Source organism: Bacillus xiamenensis (genome assembly GCF_000300535.1).
In the GTDB taxonomy this organism is placed as follows: domain Bacteria; phylum Bacillota; class Bacilli; order Bacillales; family Bacillaceae; genus Bacillus; species Bacillus xiamenensis.
In genome coordinates this window covers 34,389-54,320 of the sequence record NZ_AMSH01000019.1, presented here as the reverse complement: position 1 = coordinate 54,320, position 19,932 = coordinate 34,389, and the positions used below count along the sequence as shown (strand labels likewise).

General features: G+C 36.2%; 19 protein-coding genes and 1 pseudogene. 3 read left to right on the top strand and 17 right to left on the bottom strand.

Features of this window, described 5'->3' with window-relative positions; all coding sequences use genetic code 11:
* Positions 1 to 116: 116 nt before the first annotated feature.
* From BA1_RS19010 to BA1_RS08390, 17 genes are all read right to left on the bottom strand, one after another.
* Entirely contained in the window at positions 117 to 365 is a 249-nt protein-coding gene (locus tag BA1_RS19010; protein WP_232532060.1) for a hypothetical protein, read from the bottom strand.
* Positions 366 to 417: 52 nt separating this feature from the next.
* Entirely contained in the window at positions 418 to 1,392 is a 975-nt protein-coding gene (locus BA1_RS08465) for a hypothetical protein (protein WP_008357774.1), read from the bottom strand.
* An 18-nt stretch (positions 1,393 to 1,410) separates the two neighbouring features.
* A complete protein-coding gene (locus tag BA1_RS08460; protein WP_008357771.1) occupies positions 1,411 to 2,190 on the bottom strand; it encodes a phage antirepressor in 780 nt (259 codons plus the stop codon).
* A gap of 89 nt (positions 2,191 to 2,279) precedes the next feature.
* On the bottom strand, positions 2,280 to 4,214 hold the full coding sequence (locus BA1_RS08455) for a DNA polymerase (protein WP_008357769.1): 1,935 nt from the start codon (positions 4,212 to 4,214) through the stop codon (positions 2,280 to 2,282).
* Positions 4,211 to 4,765, bottom strand: coding sequence for a DUF2815 family protein (locus tag BA1_RS08450; protein ID WP_008357767.1), 555 nt, complete (start codon positions 4,763 to 4,765; stop codon positions 4,211 to 4,213). Before BA1_RS08450 ends, BA1_RS08455 begins: the two co-directional genes overlap by 4 nt.
* Before the next feature lie 2 nt (positions 4,766 to 4,767).
* Positions 4,768 to 5,898: a DUF2800 domain-containing protein gene (locus BA1_RS08445; protein WP_008357765.1), complete on the bottom strand. Its 1,131-nt coding sequence runs from the start codon at positions 5,896 to 5,898 to the stop codon at positions 4,768 to 4,770.
* Positions 5,895 to 6,212: a hypothetical protein gene (locus BA1_RS08440; protein WP_008357763.1), complete on the bottom strand. Its 318-nt coding sequence runs from the start codon at positions 6,210 to 6,212 to the stop codon at positions 5,895 to 5,897. Before BA1_RS08440 ends, BA1_RS08445 begins: the two co-directional genes overlap by 4 nt.
* A 1-nt stretch (position 6,213) precedes the next feature.
* On the bottom strand, positions 6,214 to 6,417 hold the full coding sequence (locus tag BA1_RS08435; protein WP_008357760.1) for a hypothetical protein: 204 nt from the start codon (positions 6,415 to 6,417) through the stop codon (positions 6,214 to 6,216).
* Between the two features lie 103 nt (positions 6,418 to 6,520).
* A complete protein-coding gene (locus BA1_RS08430) occupies positions 6,521 to 7,024 on the bottom strand; it encodes a sigma-70 family RNA polymerase sigma factor (RefSeq protein ID WP_008357758.1) in 504 nt (167 codons plus the stop codon).
* Between the two features lie 411 nt (positions 7,025 to 7,435).
* A complete protein-coding gene (locus BA1_RS08425) occupies positions 7,436 to 9,325 on the bottom strand; it encodes an ImmA/IrrE family metallo-endopeptidase (protein WP_008357756.1) in 1,890 nt (629 codons plus the stop codon).
* Positions 9,326 to 9,361: 36 nt separating this feature from the next.
* Positions 9,362 to 10,612 carry an LlaJI family restriction endonuclease gene (locus BA1_RS08420; RefSeq protein WP_008357754.1) on the bottom strand — a complete coding sequence of 417 codons (1,251 nt, stop codon included), beginning with the start codon at positions 10,610 to 10,612 and terminating at the stop codon, positions 9,362 to 9,364.
* Positions 10,613 to 10,633: 21 nt separating this feature from the next.
* Complete coding sequence (locus BA1_RS08415) at positions 10,634 to 11,629, bottom strand: AAA family ATPase (RefSeq protein WP_008357752.1); 996 nt, start codon at positions 11,627 to 11,629, stop codon at positions 10,634 to 10,636.
* A gap of 14 nt (positions 11,630 to 11,643) precedes the next feature.
* Positions 11,644 to 12,603: a hypothetical protein gene (locus BA1_RS08410; protein WP_008357750.1), complete on the bottom strand. Its 960-nt coding sequence runs from the start codon at positions 12,601 to 12,603 to the stop codon at positions 11,644 to 11,646.
* A gap of 14 nt (positions 12,604 to 12,617) precedes the next feature.
* A complete protein-coding gene (locus BA1_RS08405; RefSeq protein ID WP_406566816.1) occupies positions 12,618 to 14,480 on the bottom strand; it encodes a DNA adenine methylase in 1,863 nt (620 codons plus the stop codon).
* A 25-nt stretch (positions 14,481 to 14,505) separates the two neighbouring features.
* Positions 14,506 to 14,679, bottom strand: coding sequence for a helix-turn-helix domain-containing protein (locus BA1_RS08400; RefSeq protein ID WP_008357747.1), 174 nt, complete (start codon positions 14,677 to 14,679; stop codon positions 14,506 to 14,508).
* Positions 14,680 to 15,012: 333 nt separating this feature from the next.
* Positions 15,013 to 16,410, bottom strand: coding sequence for a 23S rRNA (uracil(1939)-C(5))-methyltransferase RlmD (gene rlmD / locus BA1_RS08395; protein ID WP_034738835.1), 1,398 nt, complete (start codon positions 16,408 to 16,410; stop codon positions 15,013 to 15,015).
* 96 nt (positions 16,411 to 16,506) lie between these two features.
* Positions 16,507 to 17,373, bottom strand: a complete 867-nt coding sequence (locus BA1_RS08390; protein ID WP_008357743.1) for a DNA-3-methyladenine glycosylase family protein — start codon at positions 17,371 to 17,373, stop codon at positions 16,507 to 16,509.
* A gap of 431 nt (positions 17,374 to 17,804) precedes the next feature.
* Between BA1_RS08390 and BA1_RS08385 the strand changes: the two genes are divergently transcribed.
* The 3 genes and pseudogenes from BA1_RS08385 (at position 17,805) to BA1_RS08375 (ending at position 19,923) form a co-directional block, all read left to right on the top strand.
* Positions 17,805 to 18,314 carry a hypothetical protein gene (locus tag BA1_RS08385; RefSeq protein WP_008357740.1) on the top strand — a complete coding sequence of 170 codons (510 nt, stop codon included), beginning with the start codon at positions 17,805 to 17,807 and terminating at the stop codon, positions 18,312 to 18,314.
* A 132-nt stretch (positions 18,315 to 18,446) separates the two neighbouring features.
* Positions 18,447 to 19,406 carry a magnesium/cobalt transporter CorA gene (gene corA / locus BA1_RS08380; protein ID WP_008357738.1) on the top strand — a complete coding sequence of 320 codons (960 nt, stop codon included), beginning with the start codon at positions 18,447 to 18,449 and terminating at the stop codon, positions 19,404 to 19,406.
* Positions 19,407 to 19,439: 33 nt separating this feature from the next.
* Positions 19,440 to 19,923, top strand: a pseudogene (locus BA1_RS08375) (DUF2716 domain-containing protein).
* The last annotated feature ends 9 nt before the right edge of the window (positions 19,924 to 19,932 follow it).

Genomic DNA, 19,932 nt, shown 5'->3' with positions numbered 1-19,932 from the left:
ATCCCTGTCTCAAAAACGGGGGTCAGTCCCCATGTCCTTACCTTTTTCTTTAGGTGCTAGTTCATCTCTATCATCTTATCTATCAATCCCATCTGCTCAATAACCTTCATAATCATTCATAAAACGCTGCAAACTAATTTTCTGCTCTTTTTTTGTAAATCTGTTGAATAGCCTAAGCATAGATTAAAAATACTATCTAACCTTTCTCCGAATCCACTATAAAAATAATTCGTCAGTTCGCCATTATTTTCACTTGCAAGAACCACAACTGTAGCCATCTCTAATACATATTCTATATTTTCTTCAGAAATCGTCCGATCCTTTTTCTTTGCATTAATGAATTCATTGCTATGAATAGAACTCATCCTACCTTCAAGTAAATTGAGTATAGACTTCTTATAAATGACATACACTCCTTTAATTAGGACCATATGGAGCACATAAAAGAAGTTTTGTTACTGCGGTTGAATAAGATGTTTTGTCATCTAAATCTTGAAACAAATGCAATCGAACGAGGTCAAATGCATTCAATAAGTTTCCTGAAGCAGGATCTGTTGCATGATGGCTATAAGCAAATTTTCCGTTATATACAACGACCCCCGCAGACGAATCAGCTGGAATATAATCAAATCTTCCTTCCATCAAACTTGGCTCATACACATGCGACAAAAAACTATCAATAGCTTCTTCGATAGAATAAGCCCTGCAAAAAGCACCAATAATGCCATCCTTCTCTAGTGGATCAGCCTGTTTTTTGATATTTCGTTGTACAACTTCTGACTGTCTTGATGACACAGGCCACGTTGTCGTATCTCTCCAATCGTCATATTTCGACAAATAGAAGTCAGGATCTAATAACTCACCATCTTTTTGTTCAAAAAAGAACTCACCGTTTGAAGGTGTCGATGGCCAGTACATTAATCTTGATGGTTCATAAGTTGTATCATCAAAATAATCAATACCGATTTCTTTTGCGACCATTCTTGCTACTGCTGGATATTCATCTTCCAAAACATCACGTTTAAACGGAATAATTAAGCGTAGCCTTGGTTTTTCAGAAGTGTGTTTATGTGTTGAATATACGCAACATTTAAAGTCATAAAGAAGTTCAATTTGATCCCAAATACCAGGTACTGCGTAGTCCATATCAAGCGTAAGAAGTGAACGAGACAAAACATGTCCGTTCCTTCTTTTCCCCTGCTTTAAAGCACCGCCAACAAAGCCACCAACATCCTTTGTTGCATCTTGTTTTGCACGATTCATTTTTCTATATTCTTCTACTGTTTCAGTTGTACGGATTGTCTGATTTACAAGATTAATAAACTCGTCCCATGTTACATCTTTGTTCTTCCACTTTCTGTCCATTCGACTATTTCCGACAGCTATTTTCATATTGATTACCTCCAATGCTTAACTGTCCATTTCAATTCTAGGTAAGATGCCATTTGATTTAAGTAAGTCATAAATAAACAAACGACCTTTTTGCGTCCAATACGTATGAACTTTCGAACGATCATATCCATTACTATCTTTAAACGTATGTGTTTTAGTTGTCGTATAACCGAACTCCGCATGGTTTTGATAGAGCAACCAAATCTTTCCTTGTTTATATTGAACACCTTGCTCGTGTAAATACTTATTTAACCAGCGAGCAGACTTACCATAATCTTTGGCAATCACTGAAATCGCAACTGCATCTTTACAATTTAAAACAATGTCGTAATAACTCGCTTTTGGCTTCATTTCAACAATTTGCTGTTCCTGGACTTTTACTGTTACTGATAATTGATTATTTTTTAACCGCTCTGCTTTTAATTCTTCTAACGCTTTAATCAAAATATCTGGATTAGCTAATACCTCATCTACTGCGTACAACCCATGTTTTCGAATAGAAGGGAGTACATCATGCGTAACCCATCTTCTAAATCTTCTTGCTTCTGGTTTTCTTGAGAGTAAGACAATATTGTATAATCCACTCTCGTTCACAACGGAAACTTCTTGCTTTCCACCAAGGGTGTCGATAGTATCTACACCCTTTTCATCCGTATCTAAACGAGCGATAACATCACGATTATTTTTAATTCCTAAGACATCGCAGACATCTTTTGCAACCCACCAAACATTACCTTCCTTAAAGGATGTTCTTACTTCGTTCCCTTCGAAGTTAAAAGTTTTAATATTGTTCATCATATAAATGAACCTCCCACAAATAGTTGTAGAGTAAATAAATTTACCCTCACCTATATGCGAAGAAAAAGGGGTATTCGAACCCCTCTAAATTAATCTTTTTTATAGAAGTTTGTATCAAACCCATCCGCACGTAATTCTAGCGTTTCTGCCCAAGGTGGAGATAGACTCATTAAATCACTGATATATTCGACCGTTACATCGTTTGGTGCTTCAATCACTATTTCATCATGCACATGCATGACAATACGATAGCCTTCATCGTGAACACGCTGTAAGGCATAACACAATAAATCTCTTGAAACAGCCTGGACAATGTTCTCGACAAACTTGGGACCATAGCTGAAAATTCGCTCCCACTTCTTTGTCGCACCAATCCCTTCATACGAAACAGACTCATTACCAAAGCTATTTATCCCAATTCGTGGTTTTACATAAGAGAGCCATCTACCGGAAGGCAAACCAATCAGCAACATTCCGCTTTGATATTCAAACTTAATTCCATGGGTCATATGTGCTTTTCGTTGTCTCACAGTTTCTTTTGCTGCACGATCAACATCCCACCAAAATTTCACTATTTTTGAATTTGACTGCCGCCACACATCGACAAGTGGTTTTAATTCATGTTCTTCAAGTCCAATATTGGTCGCTCCCATTGACTTCAATGCACCAACTGAACCGCCATAACCAAGTGCCAATTCGGCAATTTTCCCTTTCTGTCTTAATGGACTGTCCTTTGTAATTTCATCTATCGGGACCTTAAACATTTGTGCAGCTGAAGCCTCGTAAATTTTTCCGTGTGATGCAAATACTTCATTTCGCCAAGTTTCCCCTGCAAGCCAGGCAATCACACGTGCTTCAATCGCACTAAAGTCAACGATTATGAAGCGATTGTTCTGAATAGGAACAAATGCGGTCCTTATAAGCTGAGAAAGTACACTCGGAACTGATTCATATAAAATTTGTAAGGCCTCAAAATTACCTTGTTTCAATAAAGCACGTGCTTCGTCTAAATCGGATATATGGTTTTGTGGTAGGTTCTGGACTTGAATTAACCTTCCTGCAAATCTTCCCGTACGATTTGCACCGTAAAACTGAATTAATCCTCTAGCTCGTCCATCACGACAAACGACATTTTCCATAGCCGCATATTTTTTCACGCTGGATTTTGCGAGTTGTTTTCTCAATTGAAGCACTTCCTTAATTTCACCTTCATTAGTTTCAATTAAATGTGTCACTGCAGCCTTATTTAAACTATCTGTTTCTACCCCTTTTGTTTGTAACCATTCCCGCATTTGCTTTACAGAGTTCGGGTTTTCTAGCTTAGTAATTTCCTTCATACGACTAATTAACTCGCCACGAATTAGGTCATCACACTTAATGGCCTGAGTAACTAACTCCAAATCCAGCTTTATTCCCCTATCATTTATTAACTGATCAAGAAGATAGTTATCCCACTCTGCTTCGGGCATTGGAAATTTAGATAGTTTATCTTGTATCGCAATTTCAGTTTCTACATCACGTTTGTTATATGCTTTAAAACTGTTCCATCTATTAGGATCATGTTCTTTTAGATTTCTTGTTCGGCCGCCATTTGCTTTTGTTGGTCTACAAGGGATAGAGAAAAATCGAATTAAATCTTTCCCTTCCGACATCTTTTGTTTATCCGCTCCCGTAACCCTTGCAGCTCCTTCTAAAGATAACGGTAAACCTAAATAAGCAGACCACACCATTGTGCATCGCCAGTCAACAGGTGATAAATCTTGCTTGAAATGTCTACTTAAACAGATCCGTTCGAACTGAGCATTGAATGCCCATTTTGTAACACCTTCATTAAATATCGCCTGTTCAATTTCAGGCGGAATGGGCTCACCGTTTGCCAAATCGATAACATGAACAGGTCCACTATCTACGCTGTAAGCAAATAGCATTACTTCAAAATCATCTGCCTCCACATAGCGATAGACCCCGCTTTTAGCGAGGTCCACACTACTATATGTTTCAACATCGATATGCATTGTTTTCATGATAAGAAGTCATCATCCACATCAGTAGCAAAATCTACCGATGCATCCGTACGACCACCTAATGGCTCTCCATCACGAATCTTTTGAATGTTACCAAGACCACAGGCAATCCCTCGGTTACCATTTGAATTAAACGCATAAAAGTTAATACTTACACGAGCATATACACCTGAATAAACTTCTGAACGCTCTAAAATTGGATTAATGTCAGCATCTACAATCTGTGGTGGTGTAATGCTGTTTGCATTAACAAAGAAACTATCTGCATACGCTTCATCATCTGAACGGTCAATATCTCCATCACGAAGCGGTAATTTTAACGACTGCTTGTTTGGAATCTTTCCACCAAACTTTCCACGACCTTCTTCAATTGCAGCATCTACTGCATTTTCAATCGCTTCTAATGTTTTTGTATCACTTTTTGGAATAATCACACTCACGCTATATTTTTCTTTTCCACCATTGATTGACTTTGGCTCCCACACGTTGGCATATGATAAACGCACTACCCCTGTAATTACTTTTGTTGGATTTTTTACTGTTTTCGACATAATTATTTCTCCTCCATAAATTCATTTTTTGCTGTTGATATATTTATTTCTGGACGCTTATCCGTTATTGGAACAAGCGTTGGTTTCCCTCTTGGCTTAGTAATGAAATCACCAAGTAGTTCATTAAACTTCTTTTTCCCCATCAACTTTTCCATGTTGGTTATCGTCAGCAGACTTTGCTTATAAATATCTTCATAGCCTGCTTTTTTTGCGGCTTCAGCTACCGCTTCTTCATCTGCATATTTACGATTTGACCTACCTTCTACGACTTTAAAACCTTTCCACTGTTTTCCTTGCTGAACAGCAGCATTTGTTGCATAAGCAAATATTTCATTTGCCCATTTAGTAAGGTCATTTACATGAAGTAAGATTTCAGCAATTTCAACATCTGTTAATAAGGGTGGCTTTTTAAACTCAAATTTTGCTACCTTCAAATTTTCTTCCGCCCTTGCCCTGCACTCCACAGATGCCCTACAAAACCTACACCATTCACCAGGCTTAAATTCACCATCTCCATTAAATGCTAAATCAGCTTTTGGTTTAAGTGTGCTTTCCGCCCAATCTATTAGACTGGTCTTGGATATTTCAAAGGTTGAGATGTTTTCACGCCTCGGTTGATAGATGGTCATTTTTACTGCTTCAATATCATAAATCGCATCAAATAGATTAAGTGCTCCAAGTGCATAAAGCATCATTTGCGGGTTACTTTCCGCTTCAACTAAAACACCTTGTCCATATTTAAAATCAATAACATGAACTACATCATCCGCAACAATCACACAGTCCCCTGTTCCAAACCCTTCTGGTACATAATTTGAAAAGTCCAATCGCTGTTCAATCAGAAGAAGTGGATCTTTCGTTATTTGTTTTACTGCCGCTAGTTCTTCCAAGATAAACTGGACATACTCATCGGTATAACGTTCCATCTCTTCAGAATCATAAATGGATGTTGGTTTCTTCGTTGGAATCTTTAACGCTTCTCTAAGCTTATGTTCCCCCAGTTCATGAGCGGCTGTTCCTTCCTTAGCCGCTTCACCACTAGAATCATCAAACTCTAATTCAAGACGTGCCGATGGAGTACAATTCATCCATCGATGTGCTCCTGACGCAGATAAAATGGCATGTTTCGTCATTTCAATTCCTCCGCATCTTTCATCAATGCTTCATAGTCTTTTTCTTCAATTTCACTTAACTTAGTTGCACCATATTTTTCAAGTAACTTTTTAATATCAGATGTAAAACCCGCTTGGCTCTTTTGTGCAAGTAGTGTACGAACTTCTTCAAGTGATATTTTTTGCTTTTCCGGCTTCGCTTTTTTAACTGGTGCTTTTTCTTCCGTTCGTGGTGATTCTTCATTACTCGCCAACACTCCAGCAATCGTCTGAAGTGAGCCAGCTAAATTTTGCAAATCAGTGACTACATCAAGAAGTAATTTTGTTCTGCTCATATTAAGCCTCACCGCCTTTCCGAGTTTCTTTTATTTCCACTGTTTCTACTGAGTCACCAGGTGTGATAACAAGCAGATTTACTTTTTTACCAAACAATAAATCTAGCATTCGGCTACGTACAGTTTTACGTTTACCTTCAACTACTCTTGTTTTCTCACCATTTTCATCTTTAACATTGATGATTACCTTGTGTTTTAGACTCATCTGGAAACACTCCTTTCTAAGGGTTTTATTTCGTCCCTTACTAGTAAGCGAAAAATCATGCCCTTTCGAACCCCTTTTTTAAAATAAAATTTAAAAGGCTCAATTAAGAGCCCTTTCTTATCAGTTTTTCTAATCTTCTGTATATTTTATTTAAACGATTTCTGATAGCCGCTTCGGTCACACCCTCTTCGGCAGCAATCTCAACATTTGTTTTTTGTTCATAAAATTTCTTTTGTATGGTTCTAAATTGTTTATCTGTTAACTGCCCCATTGCTTTGTGCAATTGTTCGATTAACTTTTGTTTCTCTTCGCAGTTCTCCATTTCCAAAATTTCATTGAATGGATCTGCATCCCAATCTGCTAAAAGTTTGTTATGTTCAGCTTTTGAATCTCCGTTTTCATCTACATAAGATTCTAAATTACAAGCAATTCGGTAATCATAGCGGCGACCTTCGTCCACTTCCTGATCATCTTCAGAATGTAAATATTCAATATCAACCTCTGTTACACCATTTTCCCCCGGTACGATGGTTGCTATCTTTTTACCTCCTGAATAGTAAATATAAGATTCTCTGTTCTTTTGGCTTATTTTGTACTTTTTTGTCATTGTTTGGCATCCTCTCCGCCAATTTGCGGAGGGCAAAGGATGCAAACAATGAAGAACTTGTCCTTTAGTAACCTGACCTTTACTTAAAAAAGTGCGCAACAAGGTAAGGGTACTAATATTGAGACACTACAATCCTGGTGTGGATTGCGTACTTCAATATGTATCCTTTGCCCTTATTGCAAATCAGGCATTTGATATTTTATTTAATAGATAACAGCTGTTTCTCTATTAGATAATTCCAGTATAGGAGAGTTAAAAGTGCTTGACCCGGACACGCCATGTCCGTTTTAAGCATTAAAACAAACAAAAAAAAAGCATGAAACTGTTAACTTTCACAGTTTCATGCTTTTAAAAACAATAGTGTTATGGAGTTTTATTACCGGACATGCCATGTCCGAATAAACTTAAAATTTATTCATCTGATGTTAAAATTTTAAATCCTGCACTTTCTAAAAGCTCATTACATTCATGGATTGATGTTTTATAATAGCCCGTTATAATCGCCTCAAACATTGCATGTTCTTCTACAGCAAACCTAATTGCATATCCGGAAATTTCAATAAGCTTTCTACTTAAAATAGGCGGGAGTTGCATTCCCACACAAAGTGCTATAACAGTTCTTAGTTTTGGTTCATAACCTTCTTCATTTCTCATTCTTTGAATTGTTTTTGAACTTAACAGACATTTTTCAGCTAATTCTTCGTTCTTTAAATCCTTCCACTTCATCAATGCTTTTAGTGCTTCAGGAAAATGGTTAGGTAATCTTTTCAAAATATCATTAACTTCTTTATTATATTGAATGATTAAAGCAGCTTTCTCCTGGGATGATATATTTTCATCACCATCGAATGCTACTCTAAAACTTAGACCTTCAGCATTTTTAAATAGTACACACTCTGTATAATATTGTTTCCCATACCTGTTTTTAAAATCTAAAGTTAAAGTGAATATTATACAGCATTCTTCCATGTTCAATTTAGCATATCGAGTTAAGCGTGGTTTTCCAAAAATATCGTATTCAATATATTTAGGAGAATTCAAACATAAATGTGAATCTACATATAAATAGGTTCCATTATCAATTAATTCTTTTAAGTTTGGATTATGCAGACTCTCTATAACTAAACTTTTATAATCTACACTAAATGTTTGATTTCTATTTAAAATCCCTTCCTTAACTTTATACGGCGGCACATACTTACCATTTATATAATTATAAACGCCAATAGCTTCTTCATAACCAACATCTATCAATCTTATTTTTGCAGCTTCTCTTGAAACTACAAAATGAGTTGCAAGTTCATCTACAACTATTTCTAATACATCAATAGTTTCAGCTGTATTCAGCTTCTCTCGATAATGTTTAATCAATTCAAATGCTTTCGTTTTAAACATCGCCAGTGGCATTTGAATTCTAGGTGTTAATGCATTCGCCTGCCATTCCATCCAATTTGCAGAATCAACATCCGATTCTTCAATACCACCGATTACTTTACAGCTTATTGCTGTTAATTCGTCATTATATAATCGTTCTAATTCAAAAGCTAAACGATGCAATTCCCAATGAACACATTCATGAATAATCGTATTATTTACTGAACCTAAATTACGCAAAAAGAATGCTTTAGGATCAACAAATATCGTTTTAGCGCTTACATCCTCACTATAATAAATACCCTGAGCACTATCAAAAAATTCTGAATTACTATCCCTAAAAAAAATCTGACCAAAAACAGATAAATCTTCTGTTATCTCACGCATTTCTACTGATAGACCCATTCGATAGGCTAATTCTTTGGTATCTATTGGAATAGGTTTTGATAACGCTTCTGGATAGTGTTTTTCTAAAAAAATTCTTGCTATCTGTTCTAAGTCTCTTTTATAAATAATAGGTACCAGACTGTCTGATAAAGGATTCTTATTTTTCTCTTTCTCATAGTATTTCTCAATATTATGTATAGTAAAGTCCTCAAACTCTCTTTCTATATCACCTGAACATGAAATATGAAACCATTCTTGTATATGTTCTGATTCATCTAAGCGATGGTTTGTATCAAACACTTCCAAATATTGTTCAACAATAACATCGAATTCTAACTCTGTTCCAACTAAATTATTAACAAAAACATATCGAACTTCTATTTCAGAGTCAGAAAGATAGATTTCACCGATATTATTAACACGGTATAGTCTGAAATCTATATCATATTTATTTTCTTCAACAAAGGATTCTATGGCGGTAAAAAGCTCATCCTCAAATTTTACTGCCACATAATTTTTAAATGAACGACTACTCGCCATATAGAATTCCCCCTTAAACTTTAAGTATATAAATATCTAAGTTAAACCTGTATAGAATTTTAAGACCTCTCTTATATCTAGGTACTCTTCATAAATTACCAAATCATCATTTTCCTTATTAAAGATAGGGTCCATTTTAAAATGGAGTTTACTATCTCTTTTTACTCCGGGAAGTATTAGTGCTGAGTGTGTAAAAGAATAGATTGGTAAATCATTTAAGTTTTCCCTTTTATTTTTTAAAAACAAAAAATACGAGATTTGTTTATAATCCATACCATTAACTTCTCTTTTATATTTAGCATCGAAAATGAATTGATTTTCCCCAGACGAAAAGTAATAATCGGGACTGAAAAAGTGGTTGTTATTAGCCATATTAGGTCTGAAAGCAGGCTTTTCAAATTTAGTTATAGTATTAGTGCTTTCTAATTTTAGTTTTCCATCTTTAACTTCTTTAAAGTGGTTTTCCAAATAAAATTTAACAGCATCTTCCCATATACTTGAAAACGTATAGTGTTTCAAATAATAAGTTCCACCTTCTTTTAAATTTGAAAAATAATTTATTAAATTATCTATTAGATTAATCAATATATCTTTAAAAGTCTCTTGCCTGATACTATATAACTTCTCGAGAACTCCCTCTCTATTATTGAGAAAAATTTCATCTGAAGCGAACCCATCCACTTTAGGCATATCTAGCATAAAGTTAAATTTATCTATTGTGTGATTTATAACAAATATCATTGCTTCTGTTAAGAATGCTATGTTTTGATAAGACTTCTCATAGTAAAAAGGGAAAAAATAAAGTTGATTATTAATCAAATATTTATCTGATCTTCTAATTGTTTCCTTCCAGTTTATCTTACCACCAATGTTAGGCTTAATTAACTTTTTCTCTTCAAAATATAACCCGTACTCTTCATAATAATTGTAAATCTCAAAAAAAGCTGCAAATGGATAGTTGGATTTGTAATGTTTTCCGTATTCTGAACCAAAATAAATTTCAGGTCTTAACTGCAAATGTTTTGAAATCACATTAAATAATAATTTAGTATCTGAGTGTTCATTATAGACTTTAAAGTTTATAGGGAAAACCGCACATATTTCGGAACTATCATTAATTAAAAAACCAGAAAAGTCAAAAACATATTCGAAGTCCGCTGTTACTTCTCCAGAATTAACATTTTCTTTATTTCTCTTCCTGTAATCTCTTTCGATAATGTCAAAACCCATTTCAACTAATTCACTTTTCTTGAAAATGTCACCTTCATTATAGTATTTCAGAGACATGTAACCTCCCCCTGTTCCAACCTAATAAGGATATCTATTTATATTAGGAATTAAAAAGTTATTTAAAAACGCATCACTAAAAACCTTCTTTACTCCATAACTTGAATATAAATCATCAAAACTTTTTATTTGATTATCAAAGAGGCTAATAGAATTATTAAATGTTACATGCCCTTGAACATCTTGCCATAAGTATAGGAGCAGTTTATTTTTCATAATATCCATAACTTCAATGTTCGCTTGATTTGCCACAGTTTGATTTGTTGAGTGAGAATCACTAACTAGTTGATCCCTGAACACAAGGAAAAATTGCCCCAGTTGTTTATCTTCGTTTTTCCCTAATCCATTTTCTTTATCTGTAATAAATTCATTTAGTGCAGTATAAAAAGATTGCCATGTTGTTTCTAATGTGTTCGCTGGATTATCATCTGGTGACACATAAAGCTTAGGATTATTAAGTGATTGAATTGTATTACCTGCATCATCTTTAACTGGTAAACTCGTGATATACGCCCAATCAAAGCGCCTTTTAAAAGCAGTATCCATTGGAAATACATTCTGATCATTAACATTGACAGTTCCTATGATATTAAAATTTGACGGCAACTTAATTTCATCAGATGGTAATTGAATTATCTCATCAGCAATTTGTTTATTTCGAATCGGAAATTTACTTTCAAAAGATTCATTTCTATCTAACAGTTGGAAAATATCACCGAAAATAGCTGCTACGTTACCTCTTGATAGCTCTTCTAACACCAAATAAACTGGCTCATTATAATTTTGATAAGCTTCAACCAGTGCCCTTGTAAATGAACCAGGAGCAAATTCAAATGTTACATCTCCTGTTGTTGAGTCTTTCATTGGTAGCAACTGCCCAATAAAGTCAGAGTATGTAAATTCAGGATGAATAGTTACTCTAAACACTCTTTCATTATTTACATGATTCAAACTTTGATCTACCGAATGGCTCTTACCTGTACCAGGTGCACCGAAGTAAATAATTTGTTTATGCATATTTCATAATCTCCTTAATTTAATTTTTCAATAAACCTAAGTAGTGTCAAAAACCTTGGGAGTTTAGTTCCTCTCCTGCTAAACAATGGAGTATAGGTATTGTAAAAGTTCTCTAACTCTGCATAGTCTATTGTGTAACCATTTTTATGGGCTAATAATATATAAGGTAATATTTTAGCCCAATAGAACTTTTCAGAACTACCATTAAACTCGTATAATCCGGTTCGGCGATCATGTTTTAAATAATCACCCACAACCAATTTATCATCTTTTATCTTCAAGGACTTATTCCTAAAGTCTATCTCAAATTCCGGTGTAATATATACAGAAGCCCCCCTGTATGAAGGTTCATATTTTCTTATGAAGTCTCTTATATCAGATGGTACTCTTACTAATTCTGGAGTATTTGCAAACACTTCTATATATTCCATGTCTGCTGCAATCATACCCGCTATAGGATAATAAATGGAAGATTGAGTAATTCCAGACCCTAACATATTAAGGATGTATACTGGATGGTTAGCGACCTTATAGCAAGGGCCTCCTATTGTCATGTCCATTAATTCTATTAACTCTGGAAAGATAGATTGTGCTACAATATTACGACCGTCCATCTCAAGGTCTAGTATAAAGACATATGTTACGATACGCCTAGCGACCGTATCACCATTATTAATCCATATATAATAGCCTTTGTTCCTATAATAATCTTCACTACTCGCATTAATTACTTCATCTTCTATAATTGCTCCAAATAACTTCCCCCCCCTAACAGGAAGATTAGAAAATTGATTGTTAATATTAGAATATTCAACTTCCTGTAGATTTAATTTTGGATTGTAAGTATTTATTGCTTGTAAAATCGCCGTTTCTACAAAGTCTTGTTTAGAAATTGCTGTTGGCGGAATCCTCACTGATTCAATAGCATTTATTTTTTCTGGGAAGCCCGACGCTGGTAATAAAAGTTTTCGCAAAGTTCTCACCTTCTTCAATCATAATTTTTTACTAGCACTTCAATTCTCGGATATTTGATTCCCGTTTTACCAATCTCAACAACTTTAAAGTCATGCGTATTTATCCATTTAATCAATAAATTATGCCGTTTTTCCCCATGATATAAAACATTAGAAAGCATGAATTTATAACCCGCTTTATGAATTTTTAGCAAAAATTCTAGTAACTCCGTCTCACTATCAGAATCCCATCCATCTAAGCCTCTTTTACCATCGTTATACTCAGCCTTTGTTATGAAGTAAGGAGGATCAAAATAAAAAACTGTATCTTTTGGATAATCTTCTATTGGTAAGTCTTCAAATTTACCATTAATTAACCGATAATTTGGTGTTCTTATCCTAAATCTATTAATACGTTCTCTGATCCCGTCACTATATTCATTATTTCCTACAGGAGTATTCATTTTTTGTGAGTTGTTGAATCTTATAATGTTCTGAAATGCATATACTTGTAAAACGAATAAATTTAAACTTGACTTATCTTTTTCATTATAATGGCTTCTTAGATTTAAATATTGTTCTTTTCCTTTCTTCGTAAGTGCAAATTCATTTATCACATTTTCTATGCTACTTGTAAGGATATCTTTTTCAGTCTCTACTAACATCTCAACAATACCAAAGACATAAGAGTTATATTCATTATAAACCACTTCATTCATTGCCACTACGTTTGCTCCAACATTAAAAGCGCCCCCCATTGCATCTACAAATGTATCAACATGCTTAGGCAATTCTTTAAATATAATTGGCAATAACGCATCTTTGCTACCCGAATAATTTAGAGGTGACTTATTAATCGACAGATCCTTCTCGAAATATAATATTATTTCTTTCAGTTTTTTACCTTTTCCCTTATGACTCGAGTTATTTGTTGAATACTCTCTGTATTCATTCGTTTCCACATGCACTTCACCATCTACAGCAAACAATTTTGCTAAACCTATAAGCTCTTCAATTGGTATAATTGATTGATTACTATAGCTAACTAAAACATGTTTAAACTGTATTTGACGGAACAAATCTTCAAATTCAAATAATGCCCTTTGTTTGTTCGAGTAATTCGAGAGTTCCCTTTTTACTCTTCTTCCTGTTTTCCCAAATAGTTCGGGATAATCATACCTGGCTACTGTTTCCAATAGATGGTATGAATTAGCATATTGTGTAATTGTATAAGGTGGATCTATATAAGCTATATCTCCACTAATCTCTCTTACTAATTCATTTGTATTATAGCTATATACAATATTTTCAGAATACAAATCACACTCATTAATTTCTAGTGGTATGATTTCAAATTCTTTTAACGATCTTGGTTCCCAGAACTTAAAAAATGCCTGGTAAGTCCCAGACGTGTTAGAAACTCTTGGAATACTTGCTATAAGTGATGCTAATAAATAAAAATATTCCTTATCATTAATTATTTCTGTTTTATACATTTGTTCTATATCTAATCTAAACCCATCAATTTTTATCGCATTTTCTTCAGTTAAGTACATTCTGTTTCCAACTGGAGTATAATTATGATAAACAAAAAAGTTATCTTTAGGTTTATAGACTCTTTGATTTAACCATTCAAACGGTGAGACTTCGTATTTCTCAACAAACTTTTTAAACATAGGTATCTTGTCATTCAACAATTTTGCTTTATTTATTACTTTAGAAAAATACATATAATCATTTGATATTATCTTAAACCTATCTTTAAAATAGTCCCCCACCACTCCAGTACCTGCAAAAAGATCTGCAAAGGTGTCACCTTGTATATCATATTTTTTTATTACATTATCTATAAATTCTAATAACTTTGATTTATTACCTAAATACCTCAACAATTTCACCTTCTAATAATTCATAAAATAAATTTCAATCATTCGTTTTCTTTCTGTTATCTGCTGGTTTTACTGCCATAGATGGTATAACCCAAACCATCCCCACTTTCAGCGCGCCTTTAATTCTTCCTTCACTACATAATGTTTGAACTCTTCTTTTGGATATTCCCCATTTTTCCGCTGCTTCTTTTGCAGAAATATAATCCATATAAAAAATCCCTTTCAAATTAAGTTAACATCATTATATTCCCAATCGCGAACAATATCAATTGTTATATAGACAAAATTAATTTTATCTATCCTATCAACTCCCCCACCCAAAAGTCATCCTATCAACTCCCCCACCCAAAAGTCATCCTATCAACTCCCCCACCCAAAAGTCATCCTATCAACTCCCCCACCCAAAAGTCATCCTATCAACTCAACCCTACCTTTACTGAAAACTACGCTTCCTTTTCAGCAAAATAAAAATAAGATTCCCCAGCTTGGACATTCTCCAAAACCACTGGAAAACCTTATTTTATCAACACTTCATCAGTTCTTATTCATTTACCCTAGACATCAATGCTACCAACTCCACATGCGCCGTATGCGGAAACATATCCACTGGCTGCATGTATTCGATTTTGTAGTCTTTTGACATATATTCGAGGTCTTTTGCTAGTGTGGATGGATTGCAAGAGACGTAGACAAAGCGTTTTGGTTTGACTTGTTTGACGGTGTCTAAGAAGGTGCGTTCGCAGCCTGTTCTTGGCGGATCGACGACGATGACGTCAGGGCGGAAGCCTTCTTTGACCCATTTTGGCAGCCAGTGTTCCGCTGTGCCTGTCACATAGGTTGCGTTTTTCATGCCGTGTTTTTTGGCATTTTTCTTGGCATCATCAATGGATTCTTTGATGACATCCATTCCTCGTACTTCTTTTGCGCCATCTGAGAGCCACATGCCGATTGTACCGACGCCGCAATACGCATCGACGAGCTTTTCTTTTCCTGTCAATTTGGCCGCTTTTTTCGTTTCATCGTAAAGCTTTAATGTCTGTTTCGGATTCAATTGGAAGAAGGCACGTGCACTTAGTTCAAATGAGACGTCTCCTAAAAATTCTTGGATGACCATGTTGCCCGCTAAGTGCGATGTTTTATGCCCAAAGATGACGGACGTTTTTTCGCCATTGATATTGTGCATAATAGACGTCACTTCTGGCAGACGTTTTTGAATGGCTTCGGCGATTTCTTTTTTCTTTGGAAATTCTGGCTTCGACGTGACAAGAACAACTTGAACTTCACCTGTTTCAAAGCCAACCCGTACGACAATCGACCGAACATCACCTTTTCTTGTTCGTTCGTTGTAAACCGATACGCCGAATTTCTCTAAAATTTTGCGGACAACGCCTGTTGTTTTGTTCGTTTTTGGATGCTGGACGATACATTCCTTGATCGGTACAAGCTTATGTGAATTCAGTCCGTAAAGACCTGCGATGATGTCGCCGCTATGTGATCTTCCTACTTGGAACTGACTCTTATTCCGGTAGTGCCACGGGTCTTCCATGCCAATCGTTGGTCTAATGTCTATCTTTTCAACCGACAGCTTTGTATGCCGCTCCATTGATTGAATGACTATATCGCGTTTTTCCTTTAGCTGCTGCTCGTATGCCAAATGCTGAAGCTGACAGCCCCCGCACTCTTCGTATACTGGGCACGGCGGTTTCACTCGATGCTCTGAGCGCTTGCGTACTTTCCTAACCGTACCTTCTGCATATTTTGCTTGAACATTTACGGCTTCAACGACCACTTCTTCACCTGGAAGCGCACCTGGGACAAAGACCACTTGCTTTTTAAAATAACCGACCCCTTCTCCATTAATGCCAAGGCGTTTAATGGTAAGCGGGAACTGCTGCCCCTTTTGCAGAAGGGCACCTTGCTGTTTTTCTTTCACGTTCATTCTCTCCGTTCTATTTAAACCTTCATAGGTTGTCCTCATTTTATTCCATCTGATTAGTATATCACGACTTGGACAAAGAGAGAAAATGCCTTTCATTTATTCTGTCTCAATGCTTCTCCATAAATAAAGAGATGCGTAGCTTAAATACGGAGCCCACTCCTTGCTTAAAACTGCCATCTCTTCTTTTGTTGGCTTTTCAGGCAGGTCAAAGTGACGTTTGATCGCATTTTGAATCCCGATATCTGCCATTGGGAAAAGATTATGTCTTCCGAGTCCATTCATGAGGACATTTTGAACCGTCCAAGGTCCAATCCCTCTAATTGGAAGCAGACGTTCCTCCACTTCCGCATCAGGTAAATGGTGTAATTCCTCTAAACAAAGAGAGCCGCTCACAATTCGTTTCGATACATCAATGACATATTCTGCTTTCCGCTGACTGAATTGGAGTTTTCTCAAATCGTCAGTTTCAAGTGATGCAATGGTTTCCGGCAAAGGGTCAAACCAGACGCCGTCGATTTGCTCACCATACGTTTGAACAAACCGTTTTGTCAGCTCATAAGCAAATGCAAGATTGAGCTGCTGATGAATGATGCATTTCATCAAGCAATGATATAGATGGAAATCCAGCATAAGCGGCATTCCGATATGACGTTCAAAAATGGATGCAAGATTTGTTTGAGAAAAATGGTCTTGCACAACGTGTAGTTGATGCTCCATTCCAAATATCCGCTTCACTTCAGAAATGATAGGTTCCTCCGGGCCGTTTGCTTGCACCCGGAATGCAGGCGCTTCTTTTGTTCCTGTCGCTTGAACTTCCACCACGTATGGTTTTTGATCCAGCCTCATCGGTACTTTCATTTCTCTTTTGTTCAAATCGACTGCCTTTAATGGATCACTCGATAAGCGTCTCATCACTTGATCGAAGTCATAAGGCGGCTCAACCACCAGCTGTTTTTCCCACATGTTTTTCCTCTTCCTTTCTGCAAACACACGCTGATGCGATTGTTTCACTTTGCATGAATGATTCTCTCTATTGAATACTTTTAAACATAAAGAGTACAAGAATTTATCAGTTATATCTTCCTGATTTGTGGTCATTCTCCTTTTGGATAGATGAAAATTTTTAGTCTAATTCAGCTAAAATTCGACAGCACCCTTCAACATTTCAGGATCATCTTCCTTAAATTAGAAATAGAACCTCTGGGTGATATCTTCCATTCCAGAAACATTTGTATAATTATGACATATCAAGGAGGTGAGCAAAAAAATTAGCGGATTAGGCAATTATTTGTTTCATCTTGCAGGAACATATTTACCTCATTGATCACAGGCTTCACCTAGTTTCACGTTTTACAAAAAGAAGGCCCAAAATTTAAAAACAAAGGAGATTACCAATGAAAAAAACTATTCTTTCTGTTGCCCTTGCCACTGCTGTTTCTTCGACACTACCAGTATTCGCTGACGCTGCTGAGCAAAAAACTGCTCCAGTTTCAACTACTATTCAGCAAACTGTTTTAAACAAAGCTGCTGAAGGGAAAGCTGGGACAACTGCTAGCCCGAACGTCAATGTAAACTTCGATGCACTTGGCATTGCGAATGCCATCGTTAACGCTGTCAATGCAAATGCAAACCGCTCTGGATTCGTTAAAGGCGTAATGGAGAGCACGTTCTACGCTGCTGGTGCAAGATACAATGTCATGGTTTTTAACCTTAGCCAAAACTATCAAGACCGTTTAAGCGGAGTAAAAACTTTCGCAACTGTTCAATACGGAAAAGTTGTTTACGGTATTTGGGTTTTTGAAAGCGGCACATTTAAAAACAATGGAGATGGCGGCTGGGATAACTGGGCGTTCAGAGGCTGGTTTGACCGTCAAGATAAATTTGTTACATTCCGTCGTCCTTAATCATTATTTTAACCATCAATCATACACGCACATTGAACCGATCTCAGTGATGAGATCGGCTTTTTTTGTGATGAAAACGTATAAGTTCACCTGTGCTGCTTCATGATATAATGCAAGTCTGGAGGGGTGCTCATGCTGAAGAAACTTGCAGTGACAAAAAACGGCGACTTGATTGAACATGCAACATTGCAGCAACTTTCAAGCCCCGATATCGCCTGGTATTGGATTGATTTTTATGCGCCAACGGAAAAGGAAGCAGCACTGTTAAAGGAATATTTTCAGTTCCATCCGCTTGCGATTGAGGATTGCTTCCATTATTTACAGCGGCCGAAGCTTGATTTTTATGATGGGTATTTATTTTTCGTCCTTCATGCCCTCAATCAAAAAACACTTCGATCTGAAGAAGTCGACCTGTTTGTTGGAGAAAACTATATCGTAACTTTTCATTTGAAGGAAGCACCCTACATTGATCGAGTCATTCGAAAGCTCAAAGGGTCTGATAAAGCACGAGAGAGCGGACCTGAGCATATGGCTTATATGCTGATTGATCAGCTCGTCGATGATTATTTCCCTATTATTTATCAAATTGAGGACAGGCTCAATGAAATCGAGGATGAAGAAGGTCATAAAACGTATGGCACATTGATGAACGAAGTATTTGGGATACGATCCGATTTGCTCAAACTACGCAGAACCATTATCCCGATGAGGGACCTTTTATATCGAATTGTAAACACGAATATGATGAAAAGCGATACAAATCGGCAAGCATATTTTAATGATATTTATGATCACCTGTTGAAACTGACGGAGATCGTTGAGTCGAATCGTGATATGACGGCAGACTTAAGAGACAGCTATCAGACGCTGAATTCCAACCGAATGAATGCAATCATGATGACACTGACCATTGTCTCGACTATTTTTATTCCATTGACCTTTATTGTTGGAGTGTACGGGATGAACTTTGATAACATGCCTGAATTACACTGGAAATATGGCTATTTTGGTGTACTGATTTTCATGGGTTTGCTTGTCTCAGGGATGCTTTTGTGGTTTAAACATAAAGGATGGTTTAGGATTTTCAAATAGTTTTTTGAGAGAAATGCTTGAAAGGGAGATACTATGGAAAACTGGATTCCACTGACAGAGAAAGAACTAAAGTACGCATGGAAAACATTTGATCAAAAGTTTAAATTTAACCCTAGCATCTCTCGCTTTCCCGGTTTTCAAGCACCATCTCCTTACATCACATATGATATCTCTGCTTATTTCGAGGACCCTTCTCTCCTAAGTGCGGATGAAGACCTTGAAATGAAGGCACTGCTGTCTTTTCAGGAGAATATCACCGGAACCGACGAATATATGCAGGTACTTGATTGGCAGCACGAATGCTATTGGATCACACCATACGGCTCATTTGAAAAAGATGCGTTTGGAGACTGGAGGGTTCCTTTGTTTCCAAACGGAGATTATTTTTTCTTTTTATCAAAAGAGATGAACTGGGGCCTGCCAGGACATCAGCGTCACGATTTTCGGTGAGGGCTTGATTGACTCCTTTACTCGTCATCGTCCCCTTTTGTTCCAGCGTAAAATAAGAGAAGGATAAGTCAAAAAG

Bases quoted from the DNA above. Each gene is read 5' to 3' on its own strand.
- BA1_RS08460 (WP_008357771.1), bottom strand. From the start codon at position 2,190: ATGATGAACAATATTAAAACTTTTAACTTCGAAGGGAACGAAGTAAGA.
- BA1_RS08455 (WP_008357769.1), bottom strand. From the start codon at position 4,214: ATGAAAACAATGCATATCGATGTTGAAACATATAGTAGTGTGGACCTC.
- BA1_RS08385 (WP_008357740.1), top strand. From the start codon at position 17,805: ATGAAAAAAACTATTCTTTCTGTTGCCCTTGCCACTGCTGTTTCTTCG.
- BA1_RS08400 (WP_008357747.1), bottom strand. From the start codon at position 14,679: ATGGATTATATTTCTGCAAAAGAAGCAGCGGAAAAATGGGGAATATCC.
- BA1_RS08390 (WP_008357743.1), bottom strand. From the start codon at position 17,373: ATGTGGGAAAAACAGCTGGTGGTTGAGCCGCCTTATGACTTCGATCAA.
- corA (WP_008357738.1), top strand. From the start codon at position 18,447: ATGCTGAAGAAACTTGCAGTGACAAAAAACGGCGACTTGATTGAACAT.
- BA1_RS08450 (WP_008357767.1), bottom strand. From the start codon at position 4,765: ATGTCGAAAACAGTAAAAAATCCAACAAAAGTAATTACAGGGGTAGTG.
- BA1_RS08430 (WP_008357758.1), bottom strand. From the start codon at position 7,024: ATGACAAAAAAGTACAAAATAAGCCAAAAGAACAGAGAATCTTATATT.
- BA1_RS08435 (WP_008357760.1), bottom strand. From the start codon at position 6,417: ATGAGTCTAAAACACAAGGTAATCATCAATGTTAAAGATGAAAATGGT.
- rlmD (WP_034738835.1), bottom strand. From the start codon at position 16,410: ATGAACGTGAAAGAAAAACAGCAAGGTGCCCTTCTGCAAAAGGGGCAG.
- BA1_RS08420 (WP_008357754.1), bottom strand. From the start codon at position 10,612: ATGTCTCTGAAATACTATAATGAAGGTGACATTTTCAAGAAAAGTGAA.
- BA1_RS08415 (WP_008357752.1), bottom strand. From the start codon at position 11,629: ATGCATAAACAAATTATTTACTTCGGTGCACCTGGTACAGGTAAGAGC.
- BA1_RS08465 (WP_008357774.1), bottom strand. From the start codon at position 1,392: ATGAAAATAGCTGTCGGAAATAGTCGAATGGACAGAAAGTGGAAGAAC.
- BA1_RS08440 (WP_008357763.1), bottom strand. From the start codon at position 6,212: ATGAGCAGAACAAAATTACTTCTTGATGTAGTCACTGATTTGCAAAAT.
- BA1_RS19010 (WP_232532060.1), bottom strand. From the start codon at position 365: ATGAGTTCTATTCATAGCAATGAATTCATTAATGCAAAGAAAAAGGAT.
- BA1_RS08425 (WP_008357756.1), bottom strand. From the start codon at position 9,325: ATGGCGAGTAGTCGTTCATTTAAAAATTATGTGGCAGTAAAATTTGAG.
- BA1_RS08445 (WP_008357765.1), bottom strand. From the start codon at position 5,898: ATGACGAAACATGCCATTTTATCTGCGTCAGGAGCACATCGATGGATG.